Origin of the sequence: Flavobacterium reichenbachii, from assembly GCF_002217435.1 — a bacterium.
Classification (GTDB): domain Bacteria; phylum Bacteroidota; class Bacteroidia; order Flavobacteriales; family Flavobacteriaceae; genus Flavobacterium; species Flavobacterium reichenbachii.
The window spans coordinates 97,002-109,126 of record NZ_MUHF01000027.1 but is presented as its reverse complement, the minus strand read 5'-3'; the positions used below and the strand labels follow the sequence as shown (position 1 = coordinate 109,126).

At 33.3% G+C, this 12,125-nt stretch carries 15 protein-coding genes; 7 read left to right on the top strand and 8 right to left on the bottom strand.

Going from position 1 to position 12,125, the window contains the following annotated elements:
* The 3 genes from B0A68_RS24640 to B0A68_RS21040 form a co-directional block, all read left to right on the top strand.
* The coding region (locus B0A68_RS24640; RefSeq protein ID WP_207763280.1) for a hypothetical protein at positions 1-381 on the top strand (381 nt) is incomplete at its 5' end.
* Positions 382-647: 266 nt separating this feature from the next.
* On the top strand, positions 648-1,289 hold the full coding sequence (locus B0A68_RS21045) for a hypothetical protein (RefSeq protein ID WP_089069775.1): 642 nt from the start codon (positions 648-650) through the stop codon (positions 1,287-1,289).
* A gap of 60 nt (positions 1,290-1,349) precedes the next feature.
* Positions 1,350-2,153 carry a hypothetical protein gene (locus B0A68_RS21040; protein ID WP_089069774.1) on the top strand — a complete coding sequence of 268 codons (804 nt, stop codon included), beginning with the start codon at positions 1,350-1,352 and terminating at the stop codon, positions 2,151-2,153.
* Positions 2,154-2,504: 351 nt separating this feature from the next.
* Here B0A68_RS21040 and B0A68_RS21035 read toward each other — a convergent pair whose 3' ends face one another.
* From B0A68_RS21035 to B0A68_RS21015, 5 genes are all read right to left on the bottom strand, one after another.
* Entirely contained in the window at positions 2,505-3,230 is a 726-nt protein-coding gene (locus B0A68_RS21035; RefSeq protein WP_035680344.1) for a siderophore-interacting protein, read from the bottom strand.
* Positions 3,231-3,311: 81 nt separating this feature from the next.
* Positions 3,312-4,160 (bottom strand): AraC family transcriptional regulator, encoded by an 849-nt coding sequence (locus B0A68_RS21030; protein WP_035680346.1) that lies wholly within the window; start codon positions 4,158-4,160, stop codon positions 3,312-3,314.
* 17 nt (positions 4,161-4,177) lie between these two features.
* Positions 4,178-4,660, bottom strand: a complete 483-nt coding sequence (locus tag B0A68_RS21025) for a MarR family winged helix-turn-helix transcriptional regulator (protein WP_035680348.1) — start codon at positions 4,658-4,660, stop codon at positions 4,178-4,180.
* A 2-nt stretch (positions 4,661-4,662) separates the two neighbouring features.
* The gene (locus tag B0A68_RS21020) at positions 4,663-5,154 is read right to left on the bottom strand and encodes a GNAT family N-acetyltransferase (protein WP_035680350.1); all 492 of its coding nucleotides are present in this window, start codon (positions 5,152-5,154) and stop codon (positions 4,663-4,665) included.
* Positions 5,155-5,344: 190 nt separating this feature from the next.
* Positions 5,345-6,088, bottom strand: coding sequence for an SDR family oxidoreductase (locus tag B0A68_RS21015; protein ID WP_035680353.1), 744 nt, complete (start codon positions 6,086-6,088; stop codon positions 5,345-5,347).
* A 97-nt stretch (positions 6,089-6,185) separates the two neighbouring features.
* Between B0A68_RS21015 and B0A68_RS21010 the strand changes: the two genes are divergently transcribed.
* Positions 6,186-6,521: a winged helix-turn-helix transcriptional regulator gene (locus B0A68_RS21010; RefSeq protein ID WP_035687647.1), complete on the top strand. Its 336-nt coding sequence runs from the start codon at positions 6,186-6,188 to the stop codon at positions 6,519-6,521.
* 1 nt (position 6,522) lies between these two features.
* On the opposite strand, the gene B0A68_RS21005 is transcribed toward B0A68_RS21010, so the two are convergent.
* Positions 6,523-8,097: a Na+/H+ antiporter gene (locus B0A68_RS21005; RefSeq protein WP_035680355.1), complete on the bottom strand. Its 1,575-nt coding sequence runs from the start codon at positions 8,095-8,097 to the stop codon at positions 6,523-6,525.
* Positions 8,098-8,177: 80 nt separating this feature from the next.
* Positions 8,178-9,146, bottom strand: coding sequence for a hydrogen peroxide-inducible genes activator (locus B0A68_RS21000; protein ID WP_035680357.1), 969 nt, complete (start codon positions 9,144-9,146; stop codon positions 8,178-8,180).
* Positions 9,147-9,279: 133 nt separating this feature from the next.
* Between B0A68_RS21000 and B0A68_RS20995 the strand changes: the two genes are divergently transcribed.
* Complete coding sequence (locus B0A68_RS20995) at positions 9,280-9,696, top strand: OsmC family protein (protein ID WP_035680359.1); 417 nt, start codon at positions 9,280-9,282, stop codon at positions 9,694-9,696.
* Between the two features lie 69 nt (positions 9,697-9,765).
* Positions 9,766-10,563, top strand: a complete 798-nt coding sequence (locus B0A68_RS20990) for an alpha/beta hydrolase (RefSeq protein ID WP_035680362.1) — start codon at positions 9,766-9,768, stop codon at positions 10,561-10,563.
* A 47-nt stretch (positions 10,564-10,610) separates the two neighbouring features.
* Here B0A68_RS20990 and B0A68_RS20985 read toward each other — a convergent pair whose 3' ends face one another.
* Positions 10,611-11,189, bottom strand: coding sequence for a TetR/AcrR family transcriptional regulator (locus B0A68_RS20985; RefSeq protein ID WP_035680365.1), 579 nt, complete (start codon positions 11,187-11,189; stop codon positions 10,611-10,613).
* Between the two features lie 124 nt (positions 11,190-11,313).
* Between B0A68_RS20985 and B0A68_RS20980 the strand changes: the two genes are divergently transcribed.
* Entirely contained in the window at positions 11,314-12,114 is an 801-nt protein-coding gene (locus tag B0A68_RS20980; protein WP_035680367.1) for an SDR family NAD(P)-dependent oxidoreductase, read from the top strand.
* The last annotated feature ends 11 nt before the right edge of the window (positions 12,115-12,125 follow it).

The window sequence follows — 12,125 nt, the reverse complement described above, 5'->3', positions numbered from 1 at the left end:
TATGCTGCTGGTTATACTTTTTCTTTAAACTCAAAAGATTATATTTCATTGTATTTTTGGGACTCAACCTTACTTACATCTGATCCAAATTTTTATATAATCCTATTTGATATAAGTGATAAAAAAAATATTAACCTTTATTTTTTCAACGAACAAATGTCTTTTACTCCAAATTGTTTTGGCGATTTTAATAATGATGGAACACTCGATTTTGCAAACTGGATTTATAATTCTCCAATAAAGTGTTTGACGTTGGTTGGTGGTAAATTTAAAAATGTGAAAAATAAATTTGTAATTATAAAAGAAGAACCTAATAATACATTTTCCATAAATTGGAAAAAAAGCAATTGGTTTGAGATAAGTAGTTCTGGAGGCATTTAATTTTTTTTTTAATAGTTAAGATAGAACATAAAACTCATCTCTTTATTAAAATTTAGTATAAAGCCAACAAAAGGACAGACTGAGTAGGTACATACTCATTGCATAAGTAACGAATAGAGTATTCTATATTTAATAAAAGTAAATCAAGCTGGTTTTTTAAATACTGAGTTTGTTTATAATATCTTAATCCAAATATAGTCATCTTTTTATAGACACACGTCTACAAGCAGACATTGATAAATTAAAGAAAAAAAAATCCTGAAATCATGATTAAATACTTATTTTTATCCCTACTATTTATTTTTCCGTTTAACTTCCAAGAACATTGGAGATGCCTAGACGAAGGACTTAATGATGTAATTTCAAATCCCATTGATTATAAAAGTTGTAAATACACTGAAATAGATACTAAAGACAATTATAAAATGAAAATCAATAGCAAAGCAACATTAGTACTTGCGAAAAGGGATATTAAAGAGCATCCTTATATTTTATTTGAAAAAAAGAAATATATAATCAATGACAAATTAAGCAGATATCATATAGACTATAACCATAACTATGATTTAATGGAAATGGATTCGTTTAAGAACAAAGAGGGGACTTTTTATTGGTTAAAATTATACACATCAAATGGGTACTATTTAAATTCTAAAATCTTTAATTTAATTGTTCTGTTTTCTAATAATAAACTATACATTCCTTTTAATGAATGGGATTCTGGTCTTGGTGGTGCTACGAGTATTGGTATAAATAAAGGAAAATTATTCATATTAACTAATGATATAGATTCAATACAATACTTTGAGTACAAAAATAAAAAATTTATTTATAATTCGAAAAATTCTATAAAGTGTAGGATTGATTCAACCAAGAGAATATGTGTTCCTGATAGCTATAGATTTTAATTACATGCAGGAGATAATTACAAATGGATCTAGGCATGGACAAGCAAAAATTGTTGCGTTATGAAAAAATCAAAGATCTTCCTAAGTGTTTTTCTAATATTACTTTTCTCTAATTTTATTATATATCAAGATTTAGAAAAATTTAGTTTTGATAAGCTAAAGAGTAAAAAAATAGCATTTAAAGATATTAGTATAGATAATGGTCAGGAAATTTACGACGAAAGAATTTCAGGAATCAAAGAGGCAGAGAGCAACAGCAAGAGAAAATCTAAAATTTATAAAATAAAAATCAGTCAAAAATATCCAATTTATCATGGTTGTTATGATTCTATTCCAAATAACAAACATGAAAACAATGGTGAATATTTACAATTTTATGATACAAAAATTAACATCAACTCTCTTTTAAAAAATAACTCAAATAAAAAAATATATTCAGATGAAAATTATGTCTCATTTACGGGAGGGATAGATTTTTTTAAGTTTAAAGGAAACGATTTTATTTTATTATCTGCTAGAGATAGACGTTTTTTTAGAAATTTAGAACGGAATTATTGGATATTATTAAATGTTGAAAACAAAAATATTTTACAATCTTTTTGTTTTATAGACGGTTATACATTAGGTAATAATTGTTTTGGAGATTTTAATAGTGATGGTTTACTAGACTATTTGAATTGGGATTTTCGTAATGATAAAATTTCTATTTACTCTTTAAGCGATAATAAGTTTAAGGTAGATAAAAATCATTTTATTAAAGTGAAACAATCAAAAGAACAAGAAAAAATAACACAGGAACAAGATATTATATTCATTTATGATTTATTGGATAAAAAAAATTCAAAATGGTTCTATAAACTCTGAAAAAATATTGTAGTAGTTGTCGGATTTTACATTTAGAGATTTAAGAGTGTAAATAGAGATACAAGTTTCAAAATGTGACTTTAGAAATATATGCTTTATAAAAACCAAAGGGATATTTTTACAAAGAATGGTTTAAATCTATGTAAAATAAGTGTTGCAAAAATTTCTATACTTTATCAGAAACACCCCAAAACAAAAAACTTTCCATTTTTTTTCAATTTCACAAATCCAAAACATAAAACTTATCGTACATGCAGAAAAACGGTATTTAGTGATGCGTGAAATTCAGATGGAGTAGTTTTTGGAGCATATTGAGTTTTCCCTTTCTATTTATCGTTTTTTCTTCTAGAATCAAAGTCCGATCTTTCCTTCTGCCCAATAAGCTTGTGTGTGAATGTTTTTGTTTGAAATTCCTTTTTCTTTCAAAACTTTTCTAAACGCCTGAATCGATTTGGCATTTCCCATCAGATAAAAACAGCCTTCTTTCCATAAATTCCAGATTTCCGGATCTAAGTTTTGGAATGCTTTTATAGCAAATTCTGCCTTATTTACTGATTTTGCAACGACGTCAACCATCAATCCTAATTTTTCAGGAACTGCTGCGTTAATGGAATCTAATTCTAAAATGCCCAAATAATCTTTTCCACTTCGATTGATTTCTTCTTTCATGCTTTTGAAAACACTAATACAGGTTTCATCTCCAAAAAAGAAATGATATTTTGCTTCTGTATCGTAAACTTTAAAACCTCTGGGCAGACCAACGCTAATCTGGTCGCCTGGCTTTAAGTTTTTAATGCGTTCGCTTCCCGGACCATTATTATGAATATGAAAAATGACTTGAAATGTTCCGTTTTTGCTGTCCCACTTGCTTGGAGTATAATTGCGATAATTGGTTTCGTCAATTCTGATGACTAGCGCCTGCCCTATCTTAAAATTAACATTAGGAAAAAGACCTTTAAATGTAATTGTTTTTATGTTTGAACCTGGCATTTCTACAGACGCAACGGTTACTTTACAGATTTTACTGCTAAACGCTGTTTCCAAAAAATCGCCAATAATTTTCGGCATTGAATTCATGATTTTTAGATTTTAAATTTCAATTCAAAATTGAAAATAAAACCATAAAAAAGCATTGCATTTTAAAGGGTGATAATTGGACTATCCGCGGAATTTTCTGCGAAATTCTAGCGGTGTTTCTTTTGTGATTTTTTTAAACAGACGCGAAAAATACGCATGATCCTGAAAACCAAGCGCAAAAGCAATTTCTTTTACTTCGCGTTCTGTGTAATAAAGCAACCGCTGTGCTTCGATTACCATTGTGTTTTGAAGCCAGTATGTAACCGATTTACCTGATGAAACTTTTACACAATCGTTTAGGTGCGAAGTCGTTATGTTTAACTGTTTTGCAAAATAAGACGGACTTTCTAAAAATGAATGCTCCAGCAGGAGTTTTTTAAAGTTGGAATAAATCAACGTCGATTGATTTTTAAACACTATCTCAGAATGCTGTGATTTCGAAAATATATTAGAAAAACTATAAACCAAAGCATTAAAAAGTCCATTTATAATTTGGTTTTTATTCGGATTCGAACCTTTAAAGAAACGATACAATAAAGAAATAGTATCAAAAAGTTCTTCTTCCTGTGCCGGATCAATTTTATTTAACTGCTCTGAAATTTTTAGGTTCTGAAAAATTTCCAAACAGCTGTTCGGAATCAGAAATGGAGCAACACCAATATAATAACCTTCTGCATCTGCCGAAATATCCTGACCGTAATGAACCTGAAATGGCTTGACAATCAAAAGATTTCGGGCATTTAACTCTACATCGGTCATATCGCATTTTATAACGGCATGTCCTTTTGTAACTACAAAAAATATAAAAAAATCATCGCGGTGTGCTTCGAGTTTATTCGATAATTCTGCTGTATCTTTAACGGAATGATGGGCAATAAAAATACCGCCTAACGCTTCCGGACTTTGATTGTATATGGGTATTTCTTTCAAATGCTTTTATAATGAGATTACTTTTCTTCACTCTTTAACTGCAAAGCCCGCTGCAAAAAACTCTGATGCGAAATTTTGTTTTCGGCTTCTTCAATGGCTCTCAACAAATTGTTTTGATTGTCTGTAATTTGAGTGAGAGCAGTTTTCATGACTTCCCAAACGGGTTTCATTTGTTCTATTAATTCCCGGCCTTTTGATGTCAGTTGAATGAGTCTTTTACGTTCGTCGATTTTATCTTTTTTAGAACGAATCAGTTTTTGTTTTTCCAGTTCTTTGAGCAGACTTATCGTTGACGGATGTGTATAGCCAATTTCATTAGCGATTTCAACAACGCTCAAAGTTTCTTTATAATAAAGGGTATAAATTACAGGAAACCATTTGGGTTCAAAATCAATTCCGTAAGATTTATAAACTAAGGCGCCGTCTTTCCGCAATTGTTCGCTCAAACGCTGTAATCGCGTCGAAATGGCTAAAATTCCTGATTCGTCTATAATATTCATCTTTATTTTTTTAAGCTTAAATGACAGAAAACATTATCCGGAGTCATTAAAGGAAAGTCTTTTGGCAGCGATTCTTTTTCTACTCGAACAAAATGGTTTTTCTCATAAAAACGCAATGCGGCTTCTAATATAGAAACGGTTCCCAAATATAAATCATTGATTCCGTTTTTGCTGCAAAATTCGATTAAAGTCTCTAACAACTGCTGTGCGATCGAAAACTCTTTTCCTCGAAATTCTTTCTTTACAAACATTTTTCTTATTGCTGCAGAATGTTCATCAAACTTAACCAAAGCAATTGTTCCAACCAATTCATCATTGACAAATGCGCCCCAAAAACCACCGCCTCCGGCATAATAAAAGTTCTGAATATTGAACAAATCCGGCTGATCTTTTAAAGTAATGGGAACATTAAATTCCTTTTGCTGAATGTTGATGATTAAAGCTGCAATAGCATTTTCGTATTTGTTTTCTATGGGAAGAATTACTGGTTTCATCTGTTTCTAAATTTTATTAAACAAAACTACGTAGTTAAATACATAAATAAAAATATTTATTGATTTTTTTATTTATTAAATAGTTAAATTCAAAATATAAACACTAAAAATCAAACAGTTAAAAAACTATTATATATCAAAAGAGCCTGCAATCTGCAAGCCCTTTTTTGAGTCTGAATTTTAGGAATAATTAACTCAAAACCATTCCTCCATCCATAATAATATCGGCACCTGTAATAAATACCGCAGCATCACTGCTTAAATACGAAACCATTTTTGCAACGTCTTCTGCCCTTCCCATTTGTTTCAGCGGGATTTTATCGACAACAACATCCATAATTGTTTTTACAGTCGCTTCGTCCAGACCTACTTTTTTCATGACTTCGGTTTCTGTCGGTCCCGGACTAACGGAATTGACTCTGATTTTTCTTGGCGCCAATTCTAAAGCCGCCGATTTCATAACCGAATTCAAAGCTGTTTTACTCGAAGAATATACTGATGATCCAGGCCCCGGCATACTTGCGGTATTGGAAGAAAGAAAAACCACTGAAGCTCCGTCTTTTAAAATCGGAATAAATTTGCTTAAGGTAAAATACGCTCCTTTTAAATTGACATTCATAATGCTGTCGAATAATTCTTCAGAGGTTTCTGCGATTGTTCCTAAACCTGCAATTCCGGCATTTATAAAAAGAATATCTACTTTACCAAAATCAGCTTTTACTTTTAAAGCTAAATTTTCAATAGCATCAACCTTCGACTGATCGGCCACAATTGCTGTAACATTGAGTTCTAAAGCTGCTTTTTCTATTGCATCTTTTCTTCTTCCGGTAATAATTACTGTTGCTCCTTGTTCTTTTAACTGCTTTGCTGCCGCGTATCCTATTCCGCTGTTTCCGCCGGTTATTACGGCAACTTTATCTTTTAAATTTTCCATTTTTTTAATCTTTAAAAATTATTTGACAAATTTAAAACCAAAATGGTATAACTTTGTAACCAGTATCACGGAGTATACCAAACTAATAATTACGAAGATGGAAAGAAATCAAAAAGAAGAAGTACAAGCCTTACAGGATACACTGCATGTTTTGGGAGGAAAATGGAAATTACCCATTATCAATTCGATTTGTAACGGAAATCATCGCTTTAGGGAAATCGAGCGCAGTATTCCGGGTATTACGACGCGCATGCTTTCGAGAGAACTCAAAGACATGGAAATGAATATGCTCATTAAAAGAACAGAAGACAGAGATGCTGCTATTCAGGTAAAATATGAATCTACGCCGTACTGCAAATCATTTGGACCTGTAATCGAGGAAATGATCAAATGGGGAAAATCACATCGAGAAGAAATTATCAGAAAGGTTTAGCTTAAATATAGCGTAGTCGTTCTTCTTCTAAATCAAGATACTGCAGCTGTTTGCGTATAATTTCCTCATTTAGTGTTCTTTCGTCTTTATTTAATTGGATGAGCCAAACTCTCTGCTCGCTTAAAATTTCAAGATAAACAACCTTACATTCTTCAGCCATAACCACATCATTTACCATTTGTTTGTTGTCTTCCCATTTGCGTTCTAACTGCTGTAATGCTGTATGTTCTGCCAGTAATTCACTGTAATTGGTGTGCAGATGCGACAAGGCTTTTTCTGCCAATTGTCTTCTGATATCAAGTTCTACTTCTTCCTCCGGAATCTGCTGATCGGGATCGGACATATTTATCTTCTTAATTAAATACGGCAGCGTTATTCCCTGAATTAATAATGTGAGCAGAATAACTACAAATGTGATAAAGAGAATTAGATTTCGTTCCGGAAAAGGTTCGCCATTCTTAAGATAGAGCGGAATTGATAAAGCTGCCGCAAGCGAAACCACTCCACGCATACCCGACCATCCTATTAATAACGGAATTTTGTATCCCGGATTTCTGGAATCAGCAACTTTAATAAAATTACGTGCGATAAGTGTCACGATTACTGCTCCGTAGGCTGCAATAATTCGCGCCAGTATCAATACAATTGTAATGATTACGCCATAACCAATTGCAGACGGAATACTCACACCGCCAAGGCCTTCTGTTATTTCAGGCAGATCCAGTCCGATGAGCAAAAATACGATTCCGTTAAGGACAAAAGATAAACTTTCCCAGACATTTAAACTTCGAATACGGGAGCGGCTGTCGAGAAAATGATGTCTGTAATACGACAAAAACAAACCGCCGCTTACTACCGATAAAACACCGGAACTGTGTACTTCTTCTGCTACAATATACATAATGTACGGTGCAACAAGCGTTAAAACAATATCTATGTTGGAGTCTGTAGGCAGGTATTTATGGGCTTTCATAAAAATAAAAGCAATTAACAAACCAATGCCGACACCGCCAATTACCATCCATCCAAAACTTAATGCGGCTTCATACCACATAAACTGGCCTGTGGCAACAGCAATCATTGCAAAACGGAAAATAATTAGAGAAGAAGCATCGTTGAGCAGGCTTTCGCCTTCTAAAATTGAAGAAAGTCTTTTAGGAACTTTCACAAATTTTAATATGGCTCCAGCACTTACTGCGTCTGGAGGCGAGACGATTCCGCCCAATAAAAATCCTAATGCCAGCGAAAATCCGGGAATAAAATAATTGGCTGCAAATGCGACAGACAATGCCGTAAGAAACACCACGACAAAGGCAAAACTACTGATAATACGGCGCCAGCGCCAAAGTTCTTTCCATGAGATTGACCATGAAGCCTCATATAATAATGGAGGCAGAAATATAATAAAAAGCAATTCGGGTTCGATATGAAGAATCGGAATTCCCGGAATAAAACTGATGCCTAATCCGGCCAAAACCAATAATACAGGATAGGCTACTTTTATTTTTTTTGCCAGCATTATTAAAAATAATATGACGACTATAAGACTTAAATAAAAAGGAAAATTATCAATCATTGGTTTTGGTTGGTTTCTTAATTCATTTGTAAAGATATAAAAATAGAAAAAATCGCTTTCTTGTGTGTTATAATGAAATATTAAAACTTACTCACCGCATCTATAAAGTACGGCGAATCATTCCATCGTATTTTTCTATAACTGAAATTTGTTTTAAGCGAATCGGGAAGACAATTCCAAATGGCCTGATTCATTTTTTCTAATAATAATTTTTTAGAAAAAGTATCAGAAACCACAAAACTGATTTCGCGTACTGGTTTGGGATCTTTAAAAGGTTTAAAAAGTTCTGTTTCTTTTTCATTTATAATAGAAAGCTGGGGAATAATGGCAAATCCCAATTCGGCACGCACCAGATTTTTTAAGGTTTCTATTGAACTTATATCATAACTAAACTGCTCTTTTATTTTTCCGGGCGTTTTCAAACCGCAGATGTCCAGTAATTGTGCATTATAACAATATTCATGATGCAGAAGCAGTAACATGGGTTTATCGCCAGACTGGAGTTCGTAAAAATTTTCCTTTGCCATTGGATGTTCTGCATTTAGATAAGCAACGAAAGGTTCCTGAAAAATGGGATGTTCGATTAGATTTTTATTTCCCGTTGGAGTGGCCATTATCGCAACGTCAATCGCTCCGGTCTCTACATCGTGCATCAATTGGCCTGTATTGGCTTCTTTTATAATGAAATGCATCTTTGGTGTAATCTCTTTCATGGTTTTAATAAAAAGCGGAATCAGATATGGTGATAAAGTAGAAATCACCCCTATTTTTAATTCTCCAGAAAGCGCGTTCTTTTCATTGACCACAAAATCACGAATTTCGTTGGTTTCCCGCAGGATCTTTTTTGCACGGTTTATAATTTCTTTTCCGAGTTCGGTTGGGGTTAAAGGCACTTTCGTTCGATCAAAAATTTTAATTCCGATTTCTTCTTCAAGATTTTTTAGCTGAATTGTCAATCCCGGCTGCGAAACCATGCAAACCTCGGCAGCTTTTGCAAAATGGCGCTCTTCGTCTAATGCTACTATATATTTTAATTGCTGAATGGTCATGATTATAAATTTAATTTATAAAGGTACAAAATTATTAATTTGATTTATAAAAACATCTGCCATAAATTTGTCTCATCAAATCAGAACAACGATTTAGAAAACAACAAATCAATTCATTATAAAATTAAAAATTATGAAATTTACAAGAACAGCAAGCGCAAATTGGAAAGGTACAGGAATGGAAGGAAACGGAACAATCAGTACACAGAGCACTACATTAAATAATGCACAATTATCTTTTAAAACTCGTTTTGCAGAAGGTGTTGGAACAAATCCAGAAGAATTAATCGGAGCTGCACACTCAGGATGTTTTACTATGCAGTTGAGCTTTTTATTATCTGAAGCAGGTTTTGTGCCGGAAGATTTGAATACAAAAGCAAAAGTAACTTTTGAAGACGGCACTATTACTTTGATCCAATTAGAGTTGGAAGGAAAAGTTCCGGGAATAACTCCAGAACAATTTCAGGAATTGGCACAAAAAGCAAAAGAAATCTGTCCTATTTCTAAATTATTAAACACAGAAATCACTTTATCAATTGTATTAAACTAAATATCAATTACAATCAAACTATTAAATTATTTCAATTATCAAATTTTCTAATTATAAAATAAATTACTTATGAAAACAATCGCATTAAAAGAACAATTGAATCGCTATTTCATGTTCGCCGTATTATTATTTTCTTTCTTATTTTCAACAGCAACTGCAACTGCTCAAACTGCTCCATTTGTAAAAAATGTGGTTTTAGTACACGGCGCTTTTGCAGACGGATCGGGTTACAGAGGATTGTATGATATTTTAACTAAAAAAGGGTATAATGTAACGGTTGTTCAGAATCCGCTTTCTTCTCTTGCAGATGATGTAAGAGTAACCAACTTAGCTCTAGACAAACAAGACGGACCAACTATTTTGGTAGGACATTCTTGGGGAGGAACTGTAATTACAGAAGCTGGAAATCACCCAAAAGTTGCTGCTTTGGTTTATATCGCTGCACTACAGCCTGATAACGGAGAAAACTCTGTACAATGGCTGCAAACTGCGCCTCCAGCTCCGGAAAATGGTGTTTTAACTCCAGACGATAAAGGAATTGTGTATTACGATAAAGCTAAATTTCACGCAGGATTTGCAGGTGATCTTCCAAAAGAACAAACCGATTTTATGTTTGCTTCTCAAGGTGCATTTGTTGCTCAGGGTTTTGGAACACCAATTACAAAAGCAGCCTGGAGAGATAAACCATCGTACGGAATTGTTGCTACAGAAGATAAAAGTATTGAACCAAGTATAGAACGCGCAATGTACAAACGTTCAAATACAAAAATCACTGAAATAAAAGGAAGCCACGTGGTATTTATTTCACAGCCAAAAGCGGTTGCTGCAGTAATTATTAAAGCATCTCAAGATGTTGCTAAAAAATAATTTTATATAAAAGGTTAATTCAAACTCCGGCAATTGTCGGAGTTTTTTTATTTATGCTGGCAAAGTATTCGTGCAGCATCTTTTGCTATTCGTACCGTATCGGCATTTTTTGTCACTTTACTTCTTATAATTGCACCTTCAAAAAGAATCATAATCTGAATAACCCTTTCTTTTGCATTTGGCAGGTTTGCATCTTTGATTACTGTTTCAAGAAGATTTTGCAATCCTGCAGTATAATTATCGCAGCTTGTCTCGATATCGCTGGCTTTATTTACATATTCTGTTTTGGCATTCATAACAAAACATCCATTTGAATATCCTGCTTCTACCCTTTCTATCAAAAAATCAAAAATACGCAGCACTTTCTCAATCGGTTTTTTCTCCTGATTGATGTAATTGGTAATTAATTCGCGCATAAAAATTTTATAATATTCTATTGTGGCAAGAATCAATCCTTCTTTAGAACCAAAATGTTTGTATAAGGTTCTTTTAGAAATTCCGGTTCCTTCCATAACCGTATCCACACCTGTGGCATGAAATCCGTTTTTGTAAAATGTATCAAATGCATATTTAACCATTTCCTCCCGTTTTAGTGACTTTGCAGAGGTTTCAGATTTTTTTACCATTTTTTTATTGATTTTGTTTTGCAAATGTAAACAGAACTGTATACATTTGCAAGTGTAAACAGATTAGTTTACATTTAAAATTGAATTTAAAGCATTCAAAATAAATAATTTAAAAGATAAAATAATGAAAACAAACAACGAATTAGGTACTGCGGTGGTGACTGGAGCATCATCTGGATTAGGAAAAGTATTTGCTCAAAGATTAGCAGCACGAGGCTACAATTTGAAACTTGTAGCGCGCCGCGAAGAAAAATTAAATGAACTTGCTGTCGAGCTTCGTTCAAAATACGGCGTAACGGTAACCAATCTTGTAGCTGATCTAAGTGCTCCGGCAGATTTAGAAAAAGTTGCGGCAGCTCTTCAAAATGACACCACCATTACTTTCCTTATTAATAATGCTGGAACTTCTACTCTTGCACCTGTAACTCAAACGTCGATTGCAAAACAAAAAGAAATGGTAGACGTAAATATTACTGCTTTGATGTTGTTGTCAAATGCTGTTTTGCCGGGACTTATAAAACGTAATGAGGGAACTTTAATTAATATTGGATCTGTTTTAGGTGCTTATACTTTGCCTGTCAGCAGTATTTACAGTGGTACAAAAGGTTTTGTTGTGCAATATACACGCGGTCTGCAGGAAGAAGTAAAAGGAACTAATGTAAAAGTACAACTGGTAAATCCGTCTATTACGGCTACTGAAATCTGGGAGGTTGGCGGTGTGCCTTTATCGGCTCTTGATCAGGCTGCTATTATGACTACAGAAGATTGTGTTGATGCTGCCCTTGCAGGATTAGATGCGGGAGAATTGGCTACTTTTCCATCTGTTCACAATCAGGAATTGATCGATACTTATGAAGAGGCAAGAACCAAACTTTTTACAGGTTCTCAGACTGGAAAACCTGCTGAACGTTATCTACAAAACTAATATTCTATTTT

Excerpts from the sequence above, each read along its gene's own strand:
- B0A68_RS21045 (WP_089069775.1), top strand. The coding sequence starts at position 648 with ATGATTAAATACTTATTTTTATCCCTACTATTTATTTTTCCGTTTAAC.
- B0A68_RS21040 (WP_089069774.1), top strand. The coding sequence starts at position 1,350 with ATGAAAAAATCAAAGATCTTCCTAAGTGTTTTTCTAATATTACTTTTC.
- B0A68_RS21035 (WP_035680344.1), bottom strand. The coding sequence starts at position 3,230 with ATGAATTCAATGCCGAAAATTATTGGCGATTTTTTGGAAACAGCGTTT.
- B0A68_RS21025 (WP_035680348.1), bottom strand. The coding sequence starts at position 4,660 with ATGAATATTATAGACGAATCAGGAATTTTAGCCATTTCGACGCGATTA.
- B0A68_RS21020 (WP_035680350.1), bottom strand. The coding sequence starts at position 5,154 with ATGAAACCAGTAATTCTTCCCATAGAAAACAAATACGAAAATGCTATT.
- B0A68_RS21015 (WP_035680353.1), bottom strand. The coding sequence starts at position 6,088 with ATGGAAAATTTAAAAGATAAAGTTGCCGTAATAACCGGCGGAAACAGC.
- B0A68_RS21010 (WP_035687647.1), top strand. The coding sequence starts at position 6,186 with ATGGAAAGAAATCAAAAAGAAGAAGTACAAGCCTTACAGGATACACTG.
- B0A68_RS21005 (WP_035680355.1), bottom strand. The coding sequence starts at position 8,097 with ATGATTGATAATTTTCCTTTTTATTTAAGTCTTATAGTCGTCATATTA.
- B0A68_RS21000 (WP_035680357.1), bottom strand. The coding sequence starts at position 9,146 with ATGACCATTCAGCAATTAAAATATATAGTAGCATTAGACGAAGAGCGC.
- B0A68_RS20995 (WP_035680359.1), top strand. The coding sequence starts at position 9,280 with ATGAAATTTACAAGAACAGCAAGCGCAAATTGGAAAGGTACAGGAATG.
- B0A68_RS20990 (WP_035680362.1), top strand. The coding sequence starts at position 9,766 with ATGAAAACAATCGCATTAAAAGAACAATTGAATCGCTATTTCATGTTC.
- B0A68_RS20985 (WP_035680365.1), bottom strand. The coding sequence starts at position 11,189 with ATGGTAAAAAAATCTGAAACCTCTGCAAAGTCACTAAAACGGGAGGAA.
- B0A68_RS20980 (WP_035680367.1), top strand. The coding sequence starts at position 11,314 with ATGAAAACAAACAACGAATTAGGTACTGCGGTGGTGACTGGAGCATCA.